This is a genomic window from Pseudomonas sp. LBUM1663, assembly GCF_059695905.1.
Genome location: NZ_CP166792.1, coordinates 1,420,746 through 1,441,550, shown reverse-complemented (window position 1 = coordinate 1,441,550; position 20,805 = coordinate 1,420,746). Strand labels below are relative to the sequence as shown.

At 60.8% G+C, this 20,805-nt stretch carries 18 protein-coding genes; 8 read left to right on the top strand and 10 right to left on the bottom strand.

Features of this window, described 5'->3' with window-relative positions; all coding sequences use genetic code 11:
• Positions 1-49: 49 nt before the first annotated feature.
• The 3 genes from ACA075_RS06405 to ACA075_RS06395 are packed head-to-tail and all read left to right on the top strand — an operon-like array spanning position 50 to position 2,626.
• A complete protein-coding gene (locus tag ACA075_RS06405) occupies positions 50-352 on the top strand; it encodes an ArsR/SmtB family transcription factor (protein ID WP_008019443.1) in 303 nt (100 codons plus the stop codon).
• 34 nt (positions 353-386) lie between these two features.
• Positions 387-1,553 (top strand): MFS transporter, encoded by a 1,167-nt coding sequence (locus tag ACA075_RS06400; protein ID WP_109628333.1) that lies wholly within the window; start codon positions 387-389, stop codon positions 1,551-1,553.
• Between the two features lie 23 nt (positions 1,554-1,576).
• The gene (locus ACA075_RS06395) at positions 1,577-2,626 is read left to right on the top strand and encodes an alkene reductase (protein WP_497297759.1); all 1,050 of its coding nucleotides are present in this window, start codon (positions 1,577-1,579) and stop codon (positions 2,624-2,626) included.
• A 249-nt stretch (positions 2,627-2,875) separates the two neighbouring features.
• Here ACA075_RS06395 and emhR read toward each other — a convergent pair whose 3' ends face one another.
• Positions 2,876-3,508: an efflux system transcriptional repressor EmhR gene (gene emhR / locus ACA075_RS06390; RefSeq protein WP_083374862.1), complete on the bottom strand. Its 633-nt coding sequence runs from the start codon at positions 3,506-3,508 to the stop codon at positions 2,876-2,878.
• 265 nt (positions 3,509-3,773) lie between these two features.
• Here emhR and emhA point away from each other — a divergent pair, with 265 nt between their 5' ends.
• The 5 genes from emhA (at position 3,774) to ACA075_RS06365 (ending at position 12,262) form a co-directional block, all read left to right on the top strand.
• Positions 3,774-4,931, top strand: coding sequence for an efflux RND transporter periplasmic adaptor subunit EmhA (gene emhA, locus ACA075_RS06385; RefSeq protein WP_497297758.1), 1,158 nt, complete (start codon positions 3,774-3,776; stop codon positions 4,929-4,931).
• A gap of 3 nt (positions 4,932-4,934) precedes the next feature.
• The gene (gene emhB, locus ACA075_RS06380) at positions 4,935-8,084 is read left to right on the top strand and encodes an efflux RND transporter permease subunit EmhB (protein WP_497297757.1); all 3,150 of its coding nucleotides are present in this window, start codon (positions 4,935-4,937) and stop codon (positions 8,082-8,084) included.
• Entirely contained in the window at positions 8,081-9,541 is a 1,461-nt protein-coding gene (gene emhC, locus ACA075_RS06375; RefSeq protein ID WP_497297755.1) for an efflux RND transporter outer membrane subunit EmhC, read from the top strand. Before emhB ends, emhC begins: the two co-directional genes overlap by 4 nt.
• Positions 9,542-9,982: 441 nt before the next feature.
• Positions 9,983-11,242: an OprD family porin gene (locus ACA075_RS06370; RefSeq protein WP_497297754.1), complete on the top strand. Its 1,260-nt coding sequence runs from the start codon at positions 9,983-9,985 to the stop codon at positions 11,240-11,242.
• A 204-nt stretch (positions 11,243-11,446) separates the two neighbouring features.
• Complete coding sequence (locus ACA075_RS06365) at positions 11,447-12,262, top strand: methyltransferase domain-containing protein (protein ID WP_497297753.1); 816 nt, start codon at positions 11,447-11,449, stop codon at positions 12,260-12,262.
• Positions 12,263-12,445: 183 nt separating this feature from the next.
• On the opposite strand, the gene pcaC is transcribed toward ACA075_RS06365, so the two are convergent.
• From pcaC to ACA075_RS06320, 9 genes are all read right to left on the bottom strand, one after another.
• Positions 12,446-12,838, bottom strand: a complete 393-nt coding sequence (gene pcaC, locus ACA075_RS06360; protein ID WP_010462533.1) for a 4-carboxymuconolactone decarboxylase — start codon at positions 12,836-12,838, stop codon at positions 12,446-12,448.
• 10 nt (positions 12,839-12,848) lie between these two features.
• Positions 12,849-13,640: a 3-oxoadipate enol-lactonase gene (gene pcaD, locus ACA075_RS06355; RefSeq protein ID WP_497297751.1), complete on the bottom strand. Its 792-nt coding sequence runs from the start codon at positions 13,638-13,640 to the stop codon at positions 12,849-12,851.
• An 11-nt stretch (positions 13,641-13,651) separates the two neighbouring features.
• Positions 13,652-15,016: a 3-carboxy-cis,cis-muconate cycloisomerase gene (locus ACA075_RS06350; RefSeq protein WP_497297750.1), complete on the bottom strand. Its 1,365-nt coding sequence runs from the start codon at positions 15,014-15,016 to the stop codon at positions 13,652-13,654.
• A gap of 45 nt (positions 15,017-15,061) precedes the next feature.
• Entirely contained in the window at positions 15,062-16,366 is a 1,305-nt protein-coding gene (locus ACA075_RS06345; protein WP_497297749.1) for an MFS family transporter, read from the bottom strand.
• Positions 16,367-16,559: 193 nt separating this feature from the next.
• Positions 16,560-17,126 carry a protocatechuate 3,4-dioxygenase subunit alpha gene (pcaG, locus tag ACA075_RS06340; RefSeq protein WP_497297748.1) on the bottom strand — a complete coding sequence of 189 codons (567 nt, stop codon included), beginning with the start codon at positions 17,124-17,126 and terminating at the stop codon, positions 16,560-16,562.
• 1 nt (position 17,127) lies between these two features.
• On the bottom strand, positions 17,128-17,832 hold the full coding sequence (pcaH, locus tag ACA075_RS06335; protein WP_497297747.1) for a protocatechuate 3,4-dioxygenase subunit beta: 705 nt from the start codon (positions 17,830-17,832) through the stop codon (positions 17,128-17,130).
• A 35-nt stretch (positions 17,833-17,867) separates the two neighbouring features.
• Positions 17,868-19,073 carry a 3-oxoadipyl-CoA thiolase gene (pcaF, locus tag ACA075_RS06330; protein WP_497297746.1) on the bottom strand — a complete coding sequence of 402 codons (1,206 nt, stop codon included), beginning with the start codon at positions 19,071-19,073 and terminating at the stop codon, positions 17,868-17,870.
• Positions 19,070-19,849: a CoA-transferase subunit beta gene (locus tag ACA075_RS06325; RefSeq protein ID WP_497297745.1), complete on the bottom strand. Its 780-nt coding sequence runs from the start codon at positions 19,847-19,849 to the stop codon at positions 19,070-19,072. Before ACA075_RS06325 ends, pcaF begins: the two co-directional genes overlap by 4 nt.
• Entirely contained in the window at positions 19,849-20,706 is an 858-nt protein-coding gene (locus ACA075_RS06320) for a CoA transferase subunit A (RefSeq protein ID WP_497297744.1), read from the bottom strand. The genes ACA075_RS06325 and ACA075_RS06320 overlap by 1 nt, the downstream gene beginning before the upstream one ends.
• Positions 20,707-20,805 lie beyond the last annotated feature (99 nt).

Here is a 20,805-nt window from a genome sequence, read left to right as displayed (position 1 = left end):
AAGTTCGCCACATCGCGATATAGCGTTTTACTCATCACGAGCCCATACCATGACTATTAATCTCGACGAAATAATAAAAGCCCTGGCACACCCAGTACGGCGAGACATCCTGCACTGGCTCAAAGACCCGACCGTCGAATTCCCCGACCAGTCCCACAGCAACGAGCACGGCGTCTGCGCCGGGCAGATCGATCAGCGTTGCGGTTTGTCGCAGTCCACGGTGTCTGCACACCTGGCAACCCTGCAACGCGCCGGCCTGATCAGCAGCCGCAAAGTCGGGCAGTGGCACTTTTTCAAACGCAATGAGGAAACCATTCAGGAATTCCTCAAGACCTTCAGCAAAGAGCTCTGACCCTTTACGTCAGTACGCCGATAAGGAATCAACAATGCCTCTCTCGCTCCTCATTCTGGCCTTGAGCGCCTTCGCCATCGGCACCACCGAGTTCGTCATCATGGGCTTGCTGCCCGACGTGGCGGCTGATCTCGGTGTATCGATCCCGGGCGCTGGCTGGCTGGTGACCGGTTACGCCTTGGGCGTGGCCATCGGTGCGCCGTTCATGGCACTGGCCACCTCCAGATTACCGCGCAAGGCTGCACTGGTAGCGTTGATGGGCATTTTCATCATCGGCAACCTGCTCTGTGCCATGGCGACCGATTACAACGTGCTGATGTTTGCCCGTGTGGTCACGGCCCTCTGCCACGGTGCATTCTTCGGTATCGGTTCGGTGGTGGCGGCAGGTCTCGTTCCGGCGAACAAGCGTGCATCGGCCGTGGCCTTGATGTTCACGGGCCTGACCCTCGCCAACGTGCTCGGCGTCCCGCTGGGCACCGCGCTCGGCCAGGAAGCCGGCTGGCGCTCGACCTTCTGGGCAGTGACCGTGATTGGTGTGATCGCCTTGATCGGCCTGATCCGCTTCCTGCCGGCCAAACGCGATGAAGAGAAACTCGACATGCGCGCCGAACTGCGCGCCCTTAAAGGCGCCGGGATCTGGCTGTCGTTGAGCATGACCGCGTTGTTCGCAGCTTCGGTATTCACCCTATTCACCTATGTCGCCCCGCTGCTCGGTGATGTCACCGGCGTCTCGCCCAAAGGCGTGACCTGGACCCTGATGCTCATCGGCCTGGGCCTGACGGTCGGCAACATCATCGGCGGTAAGCTGGCTGACAAAGGCATGGCCGCGACGCTGATCGGCGTCTTCATCTCGATGGCCGTGATCTCGACCGTACTCACCTGGACCAGCGTCGCGCTGATCCCTGCCGAAATCACCCTGTTCCTCTGGGCCACCGCGTGCTTCGCCGCCGTCCCCGCCCTGCAAGTGAACGTGGTGACCTACGGCAAGGCCGCGCCGAACCTGGTGTCGACCCTGAACATCGGCGCTTTCAACATCGGCAACGCCTTGGGCGCCTGGGTCGGCGGCAGCGTCATCGCCCATGGTTTCGGCCTGACCAGCGTGCCTCTCGCGGCAGCAGCACTGGCGGTACTCGCCCTGCTGGTGACCCTGATTACTTTCCGTCAGCGCGGTAATCCCGAACTGGCCCCTGCTACCAACTGATACCTCACGAGGGTTGTACTTAAATGACGACTATTTTCGATCCGATCAAACTGGGCGACATCGAGCTGGCCAACCGCATCATCATGGCGCCACTGACTCGCTGCCGCGCCGACGAAGGCCGCGTGCCGAATGCGCTGATGGCCGAATACTACGTACAGCGCGCCTCGGCCGGCCTTATCCTCAGCGAGGCCACGTCGGTCACGCCAATGGGCGTCGGCTACCCGGACACCCCGGGTATCTGGTCCAACGATCAGGTGCGTGGTTGGGCTAACGTGACCAAAGCGATCCACGGTGCTGGCGGCAAGATTTTCCTGCAACTGTGGCACGTCGGCCGGGTTTCCCACGAGTCGTACCTGAACGGTGAAGCGCCAGTCGCACCGAGCGCCATCCAGCCGAAGGGTCACGTCAGCCTGGTTCGCCCATTGGCCGACTACCCAACCCCACGCGCACTGGAAACCGCTGAAATCGCCGACATCGTCGACGCCTACCGCACCGGTGCCGAGAACGCCAAGGCTGCCGGTTTTGACGGCGTGGAAATCCATGGCGCCAACGGTTACCTGCTCGATCAGTTCCTGCAAAGCAGCACCAACCAGCGCACCGATCACTACGGTGGTTCCCTGGAAAACCGTGCACGCCTGTTGCTGGAAGTGACCGACGCCGCGATCGAAGTCTGGGGCGCTGGCCGCGTCGGTGTGCACTTGTCTCCACGTGCCGACTCCCATGACATGGGCGACGACAACCTGGCCGAAACGTTTACCTACGTCGCTCGCGAACTGGGCAAGCGTGGCATCGCCTTCATCTGCTCCCGTGAGAAAGAAGATGGCGACAGCCTGGGTCCACAATTGAAAGAAGCGTTCGGCGGCCCGTACATCGTCAACGAACGTTTCACCAAGGACAGCGCCAACGCCTGGCTGGCCAGCGGCAAGGCGGATGCGGTTGCCTTCGGCGTGCCGTTCATTGCCAACCCGGATCTGCCGGCACGCTTGAAGGCGGATGCGCCGCTTAACGAAGCGCGTCCCGAGCTGTTCTACGCCAAGGGCCCGGTGGGTTACATCGACTATCCCGTGATGTAAGCGTCCCCCTTGAAATGCAAAAGCCCCGACTCGAAAGAGCCGGGGCTTTTTATTGCGCCATGGTTAATCACAGGGCTTCACACGGATTCACACGCGCGACACAAAATCCCTACAAAATACGTAGTTCGCTACCTTTCAACCTGATGAGCGTGCGTATATAAAAGCATCCCATTGCAGCAAGGCGAACATTGAAGGGATCAATGCTCGCTTTAATGGTTGACATAACCGGATCCAATTACGCATTTTGTTTTATTTGCGCAGGCTGGGGCTCAGGCGCAGCATGTCCAATCCTGTATTGACCCAACGCTCGGCTTCGGTGTGCAGTTGAAAACTGTCGGGGGCCAATAGCCACTGGTACAGCATGCCATCGATGTAGGCGTGCAGGCTGATGGCCGCGCGGGCCGTGTCGAGGTCCTCGGGCATTTGCCCCCGATTCACCGCATTACTCAGGGCCAGGGCGATTCGCACATTGCAATCGAGACTGACTTCACGACGCTGCTGACGCAGATCGCACATTTCATCGGTGAATTCGCACTTATGAAACAAAATCTCATTGATGCGTCGGGTCTTCGGGTCCAGGGCAACTTGATGAAACAAATGAATCAGCAGTTTGCGCATGCAGCCCAGCGGATCGAGTTCATCTTCGCTTTCACTGGCCCTGGCCATTTCATCCAGCGGCTCTTTCAAGCTATCGAGCATGGCCTGCACCAGATCCGCCTTGTTGCTGAAATGCCAGTAGATGGCGCCGCGAGTCACGCCGGCCAGAGTCGCGATGTCCGCCAGCGTAGTGCGCGCCACGCCCCTTTCATAAAAGGCTTTCTCTGCCGCTTCCAGTATCTGGCTGCGGGTTTCTTGAGCTTCCTCTTTGGTACGACGGACCATGGCAGTAAAACCTCAATCAGGATGCTTCAGCGATGCCTGAACAGCCGCTGAACAAAAGTGGGGCGAGCGCTCTTGGGTCTCGTCCCCGGCTTACAATTCGAACCTTTGACGGGCGTTGGTAACGGTGTGGATACGCAGTCAAGGTGTTTACAAACAACCATGAACGTAAGTATATTCCTTAGCAAGCTACTTATCCACCCGGCACTCATTTTTTACCCTTCCACATTTCTTGTGCGTTTCTTACGCGCCTGACCCGAGGATTTTCATGCAATTCAAGCCAGCTGTTACCGCTCTGGTCGCCGCCGTCGCCCTGGCATCACTGCTCAGCGGATGCAAAAAGGAAGAAGCGGCACCTGCCGCACCGCCTCCTCAGGTCGGCGTGGTCACCCTGCAACCTCAAGCCTTTACCCTGACGTCCGAGCTGCCGGGGCGCACCAGTGCGTTCCGCATCGCCGAAGTTCGCCCACAGGTCAATGGCATCATTCTCAAACGTCTGTTCAAGGAAGGCGGCGACGTCAAGGCCGGCCAGCAGCTGTATCAGATCGATCCGTCGGTCTATGAAGCTACGCTGAAAAGCGCCGAAGCCAACCTGCAACAGACGAAGTCGATCTCGGATCGCTACAAGCAGTTGGTCAACGAACAGGCCGTCAGCCGTCAGGAATACGACACGGCCGTGGCCAACCGCATGCAATCGGAAGCCGCGCTGCAAACTGCTCAGATCAATGTGCGCTACACCAAGGTCTACGCGCCGATTTCCGGCCGCATCGGCCGTTCGAACGTGACCGAAGGCGCACTGGTAACCAGCGGCCAAGCCGATGCCATGGCGGTGATCCAGCAACTCGATCCGATCTATGTAGACGTGACTCAGTCGTCGGTAGAGCTGCTTGAGTTGCGCCGCGAACTGGAAAGCGGTCGCCTGCAAAAAGCTGGCGACACGGCAGCGGCGGTCAAGCTGACCCTGGAAGACGGCAGCCAGTACAAACAGGAAGGCAAGCTCGAGTTCTCCGAAGTCTCGGTTGACCAGACCACCGGTTCCGTGACCCTGCGTGCCGTGTTCCCGAACCCTGATCACACACTTCTGCCGGGCATGTTCGTTCACGCCCAGTTGCAGGCCGGTGTGAACAGCGCAGCGATCCTGGCGCCACAGCAAGGCGTGACCCGCGACCTCAAAGGCACGCCGACCGCACTGGTCGTCGGTCCGGACAACAAGGTTGAACTGCGTCAGCTCAAGGCCAGCCGCACTGTCGGCAGCCAATGGCTGATCGAAGACGGCCTGAAAGCCGGCGATCGCCTGATCACCGAAGGACTGCAATTCGTCAAACCTGGTATCGAAGTCAAAGCCAGTGAAGCGACTAACGTTGGCGCAAAGAACCCGGCCCCCGCACAGGCAGCTGACAAGGCTTCCAGCGGCAAAGGGGAGTAAACCATGTCGAAATTTTTTATCGACCGTCCGATTTTCGCCTGGGTAATTGCCCTGGTGATCATGCTGGTCGGGGCACTATCGATTCTCAAACTTCCGATCAACCAATACCCGAGCATTGCGCCTCCGGCCATTGCGATCCAGGTGACCTATCCAGGCGCGTCCGCACAAACCGTGCAGGACACCGTGGTGCAGGTCATCGAACAACAGCTCAACGGTATCGACAACCTGCGTTATGTTTCCTCGGAAAGTAACTCCGACGGCAGCATGACCATTACCGCGACCTTCGAGCAGGGCACCAACTCCGATACCGCGCAGGTTCAGGTCCAGAACAAACTGAACCTGGCCACCCCGCTGCTGCCGCAAGAAGTGCAGCAACAGGGTATCCGCGTGACCAAGGCAGTGAAGAACTTCCTCTTGGTGATCGGCGTGGTGTCGCGTGACGGCAGCATGACCAAGGACGACCTGTCCAACTACATCGTGTCGAACATGCAGGACCCGATCTCGCGGACCGCCGGTGTCGGTGACTTCCAGGTCTTCGGTTCCCAGTACGCGATGCGTGTCTGGCTCGACCCGGCCAAGCTGAACAACTTCAACCTGACGCCAGTGGACGTGAAAGCGGCCATCGCGGCGCAGAACATCCAGGTGTCCTCCGGGCAACTGGGTGGCCTGCCTGCTGCGCCTGGCCAACAGTTGAACGCCACCATCATCGGCAAGACCCGTCTGCAGACCGCCGAGCAGTTCAACAAGATCCTGCTCAAGGTCAACAAGGACGGCTCGCAAGTACGCCTGTCCGATGTCGCCGACGTGGGCCTGGGCGGTGAAAACTACAGCATCAACGCTCAGTTCAACGGCGCACCGGCTTCCGGTCTGGCGGTGAAACTGGCCAACGGTGCCAACGCCCTCGACACCGCGAAAGCGTTGCGCAACACCATCAACACGCTCAAGCCGTTCTTCCCGCAAGGCATGGAAGTGGTGTTCCCGTACGACACCACCCCGGTGGTGACCGAGTCGATCAAGGGTGTGGTTGAAACCCTGGTCGAAGCGATCGTGCTGGTGTTCCTGGTGATGTTCCTGTTCCTGCAAAACTTCCGCGCCACCGTCATCACCACGATGACCGTGCCGGTGGTATTGCTGGGTACATTCGGGATCCTCGCGGCGTTCGGTTTCAGCATCAACACCCTGACCATGTTCGGCATGGTGCTGGCCATCGGCTTGCTGGTGGACGATGCCATTGTCGTGGTGGAAAACGTCGAACGGGTCATGAGCGAAGAAGGCCTGTCACCCAAGGAAGCCACCAAGAAATCCATGGGGCAGATCCAGGGTGCACTGGTCGGTATCGCCCTGGTGCTGTCGGCGGTACTGCTGCCGATGGCATTCTTCAGCGGCTCCACGGGCGTGATCTACAAGCAGTTCTCTATCACCATCGTCTCGGCCATGGCCCTGTCGGTACTGGTTGCGCTGATCTTCACCCCGGCACTCTGCGCCACCATGCTCAAGGCAATTCCGAAAGGCGAGCACGGCACGCCCAAACGCGGCTTCTTCGGCTGGTTCAACCGCAGCTTTGACCGTGGCGTCAAAAGCTACGAGCGTGGCGTGGGCAACATGCTGACGCACAAGGCGCCGTACCTGCTGGCCTACTTGATCATTGTCGTCGGCATGATCTGGCTGTTCACCCGCATTCCAACGGCGTTCCTGCCGGAAGAAGACCAGGGCGTTCTGTTTGCCCAGGTGCAGACCCCGGCCGGCTCCAGCGCCGAGCGCACGCAGGTGGTGATCGATGAGATGCGCTCCTACCTGCTGGATAAGGAATCGAGCGCGGTGGCTTCGGTGTTTACCGTCAACGGCTTCAACTTCGCCGGTCGCGGCCAAAGCTCGGGCCTGGCGTTCATCATGCTCAAGCCGTGGGATCAGCGGGATGCGGAAAACAGCGTGTTCAAACTCGCCGCCCGCGCCCAGCAGCACTTCTTCACCTTCCGCGATGCGATGGTGTTCGCCTTCGCGCCACCCGCGGTACTGGAGTTGGGTAACGCCACCGGTTTCGACGTGTTCCTGCAAGACCGCGCCGGTATCGGTCACGACAAGTTGATGGAAGCTCGCAACCAGTTCCTCGGCATGGCGGCACAGAGCAAGGTGCTTTATCAGGTGCGTCCGAACGGCCTGAACGACGAGCCGCAATACCAGTTGGAAATCGATGACGAGAAAGCCAGCGCGCTGGGCCTGACCCTCACCGACATCAACAGCACCCTGTCGATTGCCTTGGGCAGTAGCTACGTCAACGACTTCATCGACCGTGGTCGGGTGAAGAAAGTCTACGTGCAAGGTCAACCCAATTCGCGGATGAGCCCGGAAGACATCAAGAAATGGTATGTGCGTAACGCCGCAGGCACCATGGTGCCCTTCTCCGCCTTCGCCAAGGGCAAGTGGATCTACGGTGCGCCGAAGCTTTCGCGTTACAACGGCGTAGAAGCCATGGAAATCCTCGGTGCCCCGGCGCCGGGCTACTCCACCGGTGAAGCCATGGCGGAAGTCGAAGCCCTGGCGAAGAAACTGCCGGCCGGTGTCGGTATTTCCTGGACCGGTCTGTCGTACGAAGAACGGCTGTCCGGCTCACAAGCGCCCGCGCTGTACGCGTTGTCGCTGCTGATGGTGTTCCTGTGCCTGGCGGCGCTGTACGAAAGCTGGTCGATTCCGATCGCGGTGATGCTGGTGGTGCCTTTGGGGATCATCGGGGCATTGTTGGCCACCAGTCTGCGGGGGCTCTCCAACGACGTTTACTTCCAGGTGGGTCTGTTGACAACCATCGGTCTGGCAGCGAAAAACGCCATTCTGATCGTCGAGTTCGCCAAGGAACTGCATGAGCAAGGGCGTAGCCTGCGCGATGCGGCAATCGAAGCGTGCCGGATGCGTTTGCGACCGATCATCATGACCTCGCTGGCCTTCGTGCTCGGTGTGGTACCGCTGGCGATTTCCACGGGCGCCGGTTCAGGTAGCCAACATGCAATCGGCACGGGCGTTATTGGCGGTATGATCACCGCCACCGTATTGGCGATCTTCTGGGTCCCACTGTTCTTCGTCACCGTGTCGTCCATTGGCCAGCGCAAAAAAGCCGACCAGGACGACGCTATTGAACCTTCTAAAGAGGCTGGCCAATGAGCAAGTCGCTACTCTCCATCGCAGTTGCCGCCTTCGTGCTGAGCGGCTGCTCGCTGATTCCCGACTATCAGCAACCTGAGGCACCGGTGGCGGGCCAATACCCGCAAGGTCCGGCGTATTCGCCGGCCCAGGCGCCGAATCAGGCGGCTGCGGAACAGGGCTGGAAGCAGTTTTTCCATGACCCAGCCCTGCAACAGCTGATCCAGGTGTCGCTGGAAAACAACCGTGACCTGCGTGTCGCGGCCCTGAACATCGACGCCTTTGCGGCCCAATACCGCATCCAGCGTGCCGATCTGTTCCCGGCTGTTTCGGCCAATGGCACCGGCAGCCGTCAGCGCCTTCCGGCACGTGCGTCGCAGACTGGCGAAGCGGGCATCACCAGTTCCTACTCGGCCACCGTTGGCATCAGCGCTTATGAACTCGACCTGTTCGGTCGGGTTCGCAGCCTCAGCGAAGAAGCCCTGCAGAAGTACTTCGCCACTGAAGAAGGCCGCCGCAGCACGCAGATCAGTCTGGTGGCCAGCGTGGCCAATGCCTACCTGACCTGGCAGGCCGACAAGGAACTGCTGAAACTGACCCAGGACACCCTCGGCGCGTTCGAGGAGAGCTACAAGCTCACCGCGCGCAGCAACGAAGTCGGTGTGGCCTCGGCCCTGGACCTGGCCCAGTCGCGTACCTCGGTAGAAAACGCCCGGGCGCAACTGGCCAAGTACACCCGCCAGGTCGCGCAGGATGAAAACAGCCTGGTGCTGCTGCTCGGCACCGGCATCCCGGCCAATCTGCAAGCCGCCAAGCCGTTGGCCGACGACCTGCTGAGCGACGTGCCGGCCGGTCTGCCATCGGACTTGCTGCAACGTCGTCCGGACATTCTCCAGGCCGAATACAACCTGAAAGCCGCCAATGCCAACATCGGCGCGGCACGGGCGGCGTTCTTCCCGAGCATCAGCCTGACGGCCAATGCCGGGACCTTGAGCCCAGACTTGTCCGGTCTGTTCAAGGGCGGTTCGGGCACCTGGTTGTTCTCGCCGCAGATCAACCTGCCGATCTTCAATGCCGGCAGCCTGCGCGCCAGCCTGGATTACTCGAAAATCCAGAAAGACATCGGCGTGGCGAACTACGAGAAGTCCATTCAAACGGCCTTCCAGGAAGTCGCCGACGGCCTGGCTGCCCGCCAGACCTACACCGATCAGTTGCAGGCGCAGCGTGATTTCGTCACCGCCAACCAGGACTACTACCGTCTGGCCGAGCGTCGCTACCGCATTGGTGTCGACAGCAACCTGACCTTCCTCGACGCCCAGCGTCAGCTGTTCAGCGCCCAACAGGTGCTGATCACTGATCGTCTGGCGCAGCTGATCAGCGCGGTCAATCTGTACAAGGCACTGGGCGGCGGCTGGAACGAGCAGACGGCGAAAGTCGAACCGCTGAAAGAAGAAGCGCCGAAGATGAAGTTGTTCTGATAGCGCTGTGAAAACTTGAAGCCCACCTTTTTGGTGGGCTTTTTGTTGGCTGCGGGAAAAGGAGTGGTGTCAGGGCTGGCCTCTTCGCGGGCAAGCCCGCTCCCACAGGTTCAGCGAGGCTCACAAAGCTTGTGTTCGACACGAACACTGTGGGAGCGGGCTTGCCCGCGATAAAGCCGGCACAGACACCACAAAACTCTCGGCCAATCTTACGTTCGATAACCGCCCAAAACCCGCTTTCGCCGATTGAACCATCCCGTCCATCCCCCGCACCATTCGTCGCACAAGACCAATAACATCAGGTTCGACACCATGCTCCCGCGCCCTGCCCTGTCCGGCTGATCCCGCCCCGTTTTTTCACAAAACTGAATCCCTTGTCTGCAACCCCGACGTTGCGGCAGCGCCCCGTTTCATCCCTAACAATTAGAGAGACCCGAGCCCATGAAGCCTTCCACCACGCCGTACCACTTCCCAACCCTGATAGCCATCGCCCTGGCCTGCACGGCCCTGCCCGCCATGGCAGAGGAGTCGGGTTTTGTCGAAGGCGCCAAGGTCAACCTGAACCTGCGCAACTTCTACATCAACCGCAACTTCACCAACCCGACCAAGGCTCAGGGCAAGGCTGAAGAGTGGACGCAAAGTTTCATTCTCGACGCCAAGTCCGGCTTCACTCAGGGCACCGTGGGGTTCGGAATGGACGTGCTGGGGCTGTACTCGGTGAAGCTCGACGGCGGGAAAGGCACGGGCGGAACGCAGTTGCTGCCGCTGGATCACGACGGTCGCCCGACGGACAACTTCGGGCGCACCAATGTGGCGTTCAAGGCCAGGTTGTCGCAGACCGAAATCAAGATGGGCGAATGGATGCCGGTGCTGCCGATCCTGCGCTCGGACGACGGTCGCTCCCTGCCGCAAACCTTCCGTGGCGGCCAGATCACCTCGAAAGAAATCGCCGGCCTGACGCTCTATGGCGGCCAGTTCCGCGCCAACAGCCCGCGCGACGACAGCAGCATGAGCGATATGTCGATGACCGGAAAACCGACCTTCACTTCCGACCGCTTCAACTTCCAGGGCGGCGAATACGCCTTCAACGACAAGCGTACCCAGATCGGCCTGTGGAACGCCGAACTCAAGGACATCTACAGCCAGCAGTACGTGAATCTGATTCACAGCCAGCCCATCGGCGACTGGACCCTGGGCGCCAACCTCGGTTTCTTCTATGGCCAGGAGGATGGCAGCGCCCGGGCTGGCGATCTGGACAACAAGACCTGGTCGGGCCTGTTCTCGGCCAAATACGGCGGCCATACCTTTTACGTCGGCCTGCAAAAACTCACCGGCGACAACGCCTGGATGCGGGTCAACGGCACCAGCGGCGGCACCCTGGCCAACGACAGCTACAACGCCAGTTATGACAACGCCCGGGAAAAATCCTGGCAACTGCGCCACGACTACAACTTCGTCGCCCTCGGTATCCCCGGCCTGACCCTGATGAACCGCTACATCAGCGGCGACAACGTGCACACCGGCGCCATCACCAACGGTAAGGAATGGGGCCGCGAAAGCGAACTGGGCTACACCGTGCAAAGCGGCGCGCTCAAGGACCTCAATGTCAAATGGCGCAACTCGACCATTCGCCGGGACTTCAGCAATAACGAGTTCGATGAGAATCGGTTGATCGTCAGCTATCCGATCAGTTTGTTGTAAGTCTCAAGGACGCCTTCGCGGTATCTAGCCGGCCGCCTGTCAGCTAGCCTGGCGGTTTGCCAACGGTCCATTACAGTGAAAAAACCTGACCGGACTCAGGTGAAACCCAACCCTTCCCGCTTCCGTTATCTGTTGATGTTGGTCCGCAAGACTTGAGCCAGGCTGTCATCGGAAGACTCCACTTGATCACCAGAGGACCTCCTCATGATCACTCCGCTCAAATCGGCTCCCGTCAACCACGACTGGGACGCCACGGCCTACCAGCAATTCTCCCGGCTTCGACAACGACCGGTGAACGAGCTACTCGACCGTATCGACATTAAAAACCTAAAGCGTCTCTACGACCTGGGATGTGGCACCGGCATCGCGACGCAAGTTTTGGCCAAACGCTGGCCCCGCGCACACCTGATGGGCATCGACAGTTCGGAGCAGATGCTTCGGGAGGCCCGATGTTTGCCGATCAACGCGCAGTGGAAGCAGTGCGATCTGCAAAACTGGCAACCGGAGCAACCCGCCGACCTACTCTTTGCCGCTGCCGTGCTGCACTTCATCGACGGTCACGAACAGTTGCTGCCGCGTTTGCTCGGTTATCTCAATCCGGGCGGTTGCCTGGCGGCGCACATGCCTGACTGGCGGGATTCGGTCTGGTATGGACTGATGCTCGATACGCTCAACGATGGCGGCTCCAACGGCAAACCGCTCGGCTCCCCACAACTGCGCGAGACGATGGCGGCGCGGTCGTTATTGTCGCTGGAAAATTACCACCGGTTGCTTGCACCGATCACCCGGACGCTGGATATCTGGGAGACCGAGCAGTTGCAGGTCGTGGACGGCAAGTCGCCGATTTATGACTGGATCAAGGTTTCGGCCTTGCGGGCGGTGATGCAAGGGTTGAAGGATGAGGAACAGGCGCGGTTCATTTATCACTTCATGATGCGGGTGCATGCGCATTACCCCCATGAGAGCGATGGACGCACGCTGTTTCCGTTCAAGCGGATTTTCATTGTCGCCACCGTTTGACCCTGTGGTCGAGTGACCTGCCCGCGATGGCGGTGTGTCATTCACCATCGATGCAAGCTGACCCACCGCTATCGCGAGCAGGCTCGCTCCCACAATGGTCCTGTGTGAACACAAATCATGTATTCACCGGACATCCCCTGTGGGAGCGAGCCTGCTCGCGATGGCGTCAGCAAAACCCGAAGATCACTCCCGGGATTCAACCCCCAACTCATCCCACACCGACTCCGCCAAATGAAACGTCGCATTGGCCGCCGGGATGCCGCAGTAGATCGCGCTCTGCATGATCACTTCCTTGATCTCGCCGCGGGTCACGCCGTTGTTGGCGGCGGCGCGCAGGTGCAGTTTGAGTTCTTCGTTGCGGTTCATGCCGATCAGCATGGCGATGGTAATCAGACTGCGGGTATGACGCGGCAGGCCCGGACGGGTCCAGATGTCACCCCACGCGTGGCGGGTGATCATTTCCTGGAACTCCGAGTTGAACTCGGTCAGGGCATTCAGGCTGCGGTCGACATGGGCGTCACCGAGCACCGCGCGACGGACTTCCAGGCCTTCGTCGTAACGTTGTTTTTCGTCCACGGAAATCTCCTCAATGACCCAGCAGAAACGCAAGCACGCGCTCGCTGAACGCGGTGCCGGCCTGGACGTTGGACAGGTGCGCGGCGTAGAACTCGGCGTACTCGGCGCCCTGCACGTGTTCTTGAATAAAGTGCCCACCGGACGGCGGCGTCACCGCATCTTCGGTACCGGCGACGACCAGCAGCGGCACCTTGATCGCGGACAGCTGATCACGGAAGTCGGCATCGCGCACGGCGGCGCAATTGGCGGCATAACCCTCAGGCGAAGTGGCCGCGAGCATGTCGGTAATCCGCTTCGCGGCAGCCGGGTTGGCCTCGGCAAAGTCAGGGGTAAACCAGCGCGCAATCGACGCATCGCGCAAGGCGACCATCGCGGCTGAACCGTCGCGCAGCACAGTTTCGATCCGTGGGTTCCACACCGACGGATCACCGATTTTCGCAGCGGTGTTGCACACCACCAGTTTGTTCAATCGATCACCGGCATTGATGCCCAACCACTGGCCGATCAAACCGCCCATGGACAGACCGCAAAAATGAGCGCGCTCGATGTGCAGCGCATCCAGCAGCGCCAACACGTCGTGGCCCAGTTGCTCGATGCTGTACGGACCCGGCGTGACCAGCGATTTGCCGTGACCACGGGTGTCAAAACGCAGCACCCGGAAATGCTCGGAGAACGCCGCGATTTGCGCGTCCCACATGTGCAGGTCGGTGCCCAGCGAGTTGGACAGCACCAGCACCGGCGCATCGTCCGGCCCATCACATTGGTAATGCAGTTCGCCCTCGGCGAGTTGTACGAAAGCCACAGCAATCTCCTTCAGGCAGTCAACGCAGAATGTTCAGCCACCGCCCGCTCGACCCAGGTACGGGCCTGGCCGAGGTAATGGGCGGGGTCCAGCAGACGATCGAGTTCAAGGGCAGACAGCTCGGCGGTCACCTGCGGCTCGTCGCCGAGTACCGCTCGCAGATGACGCTGTTCGGCCACCGCATGTTTGCAGCATTGCTCCAGCAGATGGTGCGCGGTGTCGCGGCCGACCCGTTGTGCGAGGACGATGCTCACCGCCTCGGCGAGCACCAGGCCTTGGGTCAGGTCGAGGTTGCGGGCCATGCGCTCGGCATCCACTTCCAGTCCGTCCGCCACCAGCAACGCTTGCTTGAGGCTGCCGGACACCAAGCAGCAAATCTCCGGCAGGGTTTCCCACTCGGCATGCCACAAGCCGAGGCTGCGCTCGTGTTCTTGAGGCATGGCGCTGAACAGGGTCGAGAGCAAACCGGGAACCCGAGTCGCCGCACCGATCAGCACGGCGGCGCCCACAGGGTTGCGCTTGTGCGGCATGGTCGAGGAACCGCCCTTGCCCGGTGCCGACGGCTCGAACACTTCGCCGGCTTCGGTCTGCATCAACAGGCTGATGTCGCGGCCGAGTTTGCCGAGGCTGCCGGCGATCAATCCAAGTACCGCACCGAACTCCACCAAGCGATCACGCTGGGTGTGCCAGGGTTGATCCGGCAACGTCAGTTGCAGTTCACTGGCCAAGGCTTGGGCAATCGGCATCGCCCGGTCGCCGAGGGCCGCGAGGGTCCCGGAGGCGCCGCCGAATTGCAGCACCAGCAGGCGCGGCTTGAGTTCTTGCAGACGTTGTCGGCTGCGGGTGATGGCGCCCATCCAACCAGCGATTTTCATGCCAAGGGTGACCGGCGTTGCGTGCTGCAACCAGGTGCGACCGGCCAGCGGTGTGGCGACGAAGCGCAGCGCCTGGGTCGCCAGCGTTTCGCCCAGTTGCGCCAGATCGCCTTCGATCAGCTCCAGTGCGCGGCGCAGTTGCAGCACCAGACCGGTGTCCATCACGTCCTGACTGGTCGCGCCCAGATGTACATAGCGCTCGGCTTCGGCATCGTTGGCGGCGATCTGTTTACCCAGCGCCTTGACCAGCGGAATCGCCGAATTGCCCGCCGTGGCAATCGCCTCGCCGAGGGCGGAAAAGTCGTAATGTTCGGCCCGACATGCCGCTTCGATCGATGCGACAGCCGTCTGCGGAATCAAGCCCGTCCGCGCCTCGGCCCGGGCCAATGCCGCTTCGAAATCGAGCATGGCCTGCACCCGACCCTGATCGCAGAACACCTCACGCATGTCGCGGGCAGTGAAATAGGCATCGAACAATTGATTGCCCGGTCGCTGGTTCATAAACAGTCCCTGAAGGCGTGGGCCGGTCGGGCCCACGCGGATGGATCAAAGGTCGTGGTGCAAATACTTGGCCTGTTTCGGCAGGCGCAGGCTGAACAGGAACGCCACCGCCATCATCACCGTCACGTACCAGTAGAAGGAGTTTTCCATGCCCTGGGCTTTGAGACTAAGGGCCACGTATTCCGCCGAGCCACCGAAGATTGCGTTGGCCACCGCATACGCCAGTCCGACACCCAGTGCGCGCACTTCCGGCGGGAACATTTCGGCTTTTACCAGACCACTGATTGAGGTGTAGAAACTGACGATGGCCAGCGCCACGGTAATCAGCACGAAGGCCAGGAACGGACTGCTGACACTTTTCAGGCTCAGCAGGATCGGCACGGTGCACAGCGTACCCAATGCACCGAACCACAGCATCGAGTTACGTCGGCCGATCTTGTCCGCGAGCATGCCGAACAGCGGCTGCATGCACATATAAAGGAACAGCGCGCCGGTCATGATGTAGCTGGCGGTCTTGGCATGCATGCCGGCGGTGTTCACCAGGTATTTCTGCATGTACGTGGTGAAGGTGTAGAAAATCAGCGAGCCACCGGCGGTGTAACCGAGCACGGTAATGAACGCCGCTTTATGGTCGCGGAACAAGGCGCGGATGCTGCCGGCGTCCTTGTTCTCGCGCATTTCCTTGCTGGTGGTTTCCTTTAGCGAACGACGCAGGAACAGCGAGATCAATGCAGCCACTGCGCCGACCACAAACGGGATCCTCCAGCCGTAGGCACGCAGGTCATCTTCAGTGAGGAATTGTTGCAGGATCACCACCAGCGACACCGCCAGCAATTGCCCACCAATCAGCGTCACGTACTGGAACGAGGCGAAGAAACCGCGCTGGCCCTTGAGGGCGACTTCGCTCATGTAGGTTGCGGTAGTGCCGTACTCCCCACCCACCGACAGGCCCTGCAGCAAGCGGGCGAACAGCAGCATGATCGGCGCCCAGACGCCGATGTCCTTGTAGGTCGGCAGGCAGGCGATGAGCAACGAACCGAAGCACATCATCAGAATCGAAATCAGCATCGAATTCTTGCGCCCGTGCTTGTCCGCGACTCGACCAAAAATCCAGCCGCCAATCGGTCGCATCAGGAACCCGGCCGCGAACACGCCCGCGGTGTTGACCAGCTGCACGGTGGGGTTATCGGATGGGAAAAAGGCCGGTGCGAAGTAGATCGCACAAAAGGCATAGACGTAGAAGTCGAACCATTCGACGAGGTTGCCGGACGAGGCGCCGACAATGGCGAAGATGCGCTTGCTGCGCTCTTCGCCGGTGTAGTGTTCTGTTGAAGCGCTGGTCGTTGTCATTGTTTTTCACTCAATGGGGACAGTGAGAGTCTAGACACACTTCGCAACAGTCCTGTTCCCCAGATAGATCAGTCACATAAATCCCCTTGTGGGAGCGAGCCTGCTCGCGAAAGCGGAGTAACAGTCAACATTGATGTTGAATGTAATGCCCTCTTCGCGAGCAGGCTCGCTCCCACAGGGGGACAGTGTTCGATCAGTAGTCGAAGAACACCGTCTCGGCATCAGTGCCTTGCAGGATCACATTCCACTGGTAAACGCCGGACGCATCCTGCTTCGCCAGCAACGTACTGCGACGCTCGGCCGGTACACACTCCAGCAACGGATCCGACACATTGGCCGCATCACCCTCAAAGTAAATCCGCGTCAGCAAGTGCTTCACCAACCCGCGAGCAAACACCAGCACCACCAGGTGTGGCGCCTGGGTCGAGCCCTTCAGGCCTTCCACCGTTCCGGGTTTGATCGTGGTGAAACGAAAGCGCCCTTCCGCATCCACCGGCACCCGGCCGAAGCCTTCGAAGTTCGGGTCCAGTGGTTTGTTCTGTTCGTCTTCGGGGTGGTCGTACTTGCCGGCGGCATTGGCCTGCCAGACTTCCAGCATCGCGTCGTTAACGAAATCGCCGTTGCCATCGACGACTTGCCCGGTGATCACCACGCGCTCGCCGAGGGTGTGTTCGACGGTCAAGTCTTCGCGGTTCAGCCAGGTCAGGCCGATGTGGTAATACGGCCCGACGGTGTGGGACGTGGTCGCGTTCAGCGTCATCTTATTTCTCCATCGGCGTGGCTTCGCGGCCGCGCAAGACGATGTCCCAGCGATAACCGAGGGCATAGGAAGGGATGGTTTTTTCCAGATCAAACGTGGCGATCAAACGCTCCTTGGCGCGGGTATCCGGTACGCAGTTGTAGATCGGGTCATACGCCAGCAACGGATCGCCCGGGAAATACATCTGCGTGACCAGCCGCGTCAGGATGCTCGGCCCGAACAGCGAGAAATGAATGTGCGCCGGGCGCCACGCATTGTGGTGGTTGCCCCACGGATAGGCGCCGGGCTTGATGGTCTGGAACTGATACCAGCCATCGGCGTCGGTTACGGTGCGGCCGGTGCCGGTGAAGTTCGGGTCAAGCGGCGCGTCGTGCAGGTCGCGGGCATGGTTGTAGCGACCGGCGGCGTTGGCCTGCCAGATCTCCACCAGAATCCCCGGCACCGGCAAGCCGTCTTCATCCAGCACGCGGCCGTGGATGATGATGCGCTCGCCCAACGGTTCACCCTGATGCTGAGCGGTCAGGTCGTTGTCCTTCTCGCTAACACGCGAGGCGCCGATGGTCGGGCCGGTAATTTCCGACAACGAATGCGGCAAAAACACCAACGGCTTGGACGGCGCGCGACGGTTGGTGGATTGATAAGTCGGGTGCAGATAGTCCGGCTGGGTGCCTTCCTGCGGGCGACGGTAACCAGGCTTGTCAGTCATTTCGCTTTCCTCTGTTCTTATTAGTCTGCCGGGCGTCAGACGCGTTCGATGGCCAAGGCCAAGCCCTGGCCGACGCCGACGCACATGGTCGCCAGGCCTTTCTTGCCACCCGTTTTTTCAAGCTGATGCAACGCGGTCAGGACCAGGCGCGCGCCGCTCATGCCCAACGGATGGCCCAAGGCAATGGCGCCACCGTTCGGGTTGACCTGCGCCGCGTCATCCGCCAGCCCCAATTCACGCAGCACCGCCAGGCCTTGGCTGGCGAACGCTTCGTTGAGTTCGATCACGTCGAAATCGCTGACGGCCAGACCGAGGCGTTCGGTCAGTTTGCGCACCGCCGGGACCGGGCCAATGCCCATGACCCGAGGCGCTACACCGGCACTTGCCATGCCCAGCACTTTGGCGCGGGCAGTCAGACCGTGTCTCTTCACTGCTTCGGCCGAGGCCAGGATCAACGCCGCGGCACCATCGTTCACACCCGATGCGTTACCGGCAGTGACCGTTTTATCGGGACCGTTGACCGGCTTCAGTTTCGCCAGGGTTTCCAGCGTGGTGTCGGCACGTGGATGCTCATCCTGGCTGACGACGGTTTCCCCTTTCTTGTGGGCAATCCGCACTTCAACGATTTCTTCAGCGAAAAATCCTGCAGCCTGCGCGGCGGCTGTCCGCTGCTGGCTGCGTAGGGCGAAAGCGTCCTGATCCTCGCGGGACACAGCGTAATCGTCGGCGACGTTGTCGGCGGTCTGCGGCATCGCATCGACGCCGTATTGCGCTTTCATCAACGGGTTGATGAAACGCCAGCCGATGGTGGTGTCTTCCAGTTTCATGTTGCGCGAGAACGCCGCATCGGCCTTACCCATCACGAACGGCGCGCGGGACATCGACTCGACACCGCCGGCAATCGTCAGCTCCATTTCACCGCTCGCGATAGCGCGGAACGCGGTGCCGATGGCGTCCATGCCCGACGCGCAGAGGCGATTGAGGGTAACGCCGGGAATGCTTTCCGGCAGGCCCGCCAGCAACAGCGCCATACGGGCGACGTTGCGGTTGTCTTCGCCGGCCTGGTTGGCGCAGCCGAGAAACACCTCGTCCACTGCGTTCCAGTCCACCGACGGGTTGCGCTCCATCAGCGCCTTGATCGGCACGGCGGCGAGGTCGTCGGCGCGAACGGCTGACAAACCACCGCCGAAACGGCCGATGGGGGTGCGAATCGCGTCGCAGATATAAACGTCGCGCATCACGCTTCTCCCGGTGCCTGGCCGTGGGCGGCGGCGGTGCGGGCTTCCAGGTCCCTGAGCGCCTTCAGCTCGACGTCGGTGGGCTCGGCGGTGTGTTCAACCGTCTCGGCAAAGCGAATCGCCCAACCGGTGGCGGCAATCACTTGCTCGCGAGTTACGCCCGGATGCAGCGCGGTGACCACGAATTCATGGGTGTCCGCTTCCGGTTCCATGATGCACAGGTCGGTGATGATGCCGACCGGACCGGCACCCGGCAGGCCGAGACGCTTGCGCGAATCACCGCCCTCGCCGTGGCCGACCGAGGTGATGAAGTCGAGTTTGTCGACAAACGAACGCGCCGACTGCTTGAGGATGATCAGCACGCTTTTGGCCGAACCGGCAATCTCCGGCGCGCCACCGGCACCCGGCAGGCGCACTTTCGGCTGGTGATAGTCGCCCACCACGGTGGTGTTGATATTGCCGAAGCGGTCGACCTGCGCGGCGCCGAGAAAACCGACGTCGATACGTCCGCCCTGCAACCAGTAGCGAAAGATCTCACCGGTCGGGACGACGGTGTCGGCGGTTTCCGCCAGTTCGCCGTCACCGATCGACAGCGGCAGTACGCTTGGCTTGGCACCGATCGGACCTGATTCGTAGATCAGGACCACATCCGGCGAAGACGTCAGACGCGCCAGGTTGGCGGCTTTCGACGGCAGGCCGATGCCGACGAAGCATACCGAACCATTCTTCAGGCGGCGGGCAGCGGCGACGGTCATCATTTCATTGGTGGTGTAAGTCATTACTTGGCCTCCGAAGCAGCGGCCAGCTTGGCCTGGAACTCGCTGAAATCAGCGCAGCCGTGGATGTATTCGTTGATCCACGCGGTGAAGGTTTCACGGTCGCGGGCAATTGGGTCCCAAGCCTGGTAGAAGCGGTTGTCGCGCTCGTTGTAACCGTGGGCGTAGGACGGATGCGCGCCGCCAGGGACGTGGCAAACCGCACTCAAGGCCCAGGTCGGCAGCACGCAGGAATTCATTGGAGCATTGAGGTCGTCGACGATTTCCTCGACGGTGACGATGCAACGCTTGGCGGCCAGCGCGGCTTCTTTCTGCACGCCGAGAATGCCCCACAGCAGCACGTTGCCTTTTCGGTCGGCTTTCTGCGCGTGAATCACGGTGATGTCCGGGCGTACCGAAGGCACGGCGGCCAATACTTCGCTGGTGAACGGACAGGTGACGGTTTTGATCAGCGGGTTGACCTTCGGCAAGTCGGAACCGGCGTAGGCACGCAGTACCGCGAACGGTAGGCCGGAGGCGCCGGCGACGTAGGCATTGGCCAGGTCGGCGTGGCTGTGTTCTTCGATTTCCAGCGCGTGCGGCCACTGCTTCTCGACCGCGTCACGCAGACGGTGCAGCGAACCGACACCCGGGTTGCCGCCCCAGGAGAAAATCAGCTTGCGAGCACAACCGGCGCCGATCAACTGGTCGTAGATCAGGTCAGGCGTCATCCGCACCAGCGTCAGATCCTTCTTGCCCTGGCGAATGATTTCGTGACCCGCCGCCGTAGGGATCAGGTGGGTGAAGCCTTCGAGCGCGACGGTATCGCCGTCGTTGACGAATTGCTTCACCGCGTCGTGCAGCGAAAGGATTTCAGCCATGGGGCAGGCTCCCGTTTGTTATGAACCGACAGTGGTAGAAAAAGGCGCGATGCGCAGCGCCGGAATGACTGCAGGTTAAGCCTGTGCAAAACGCCAAAC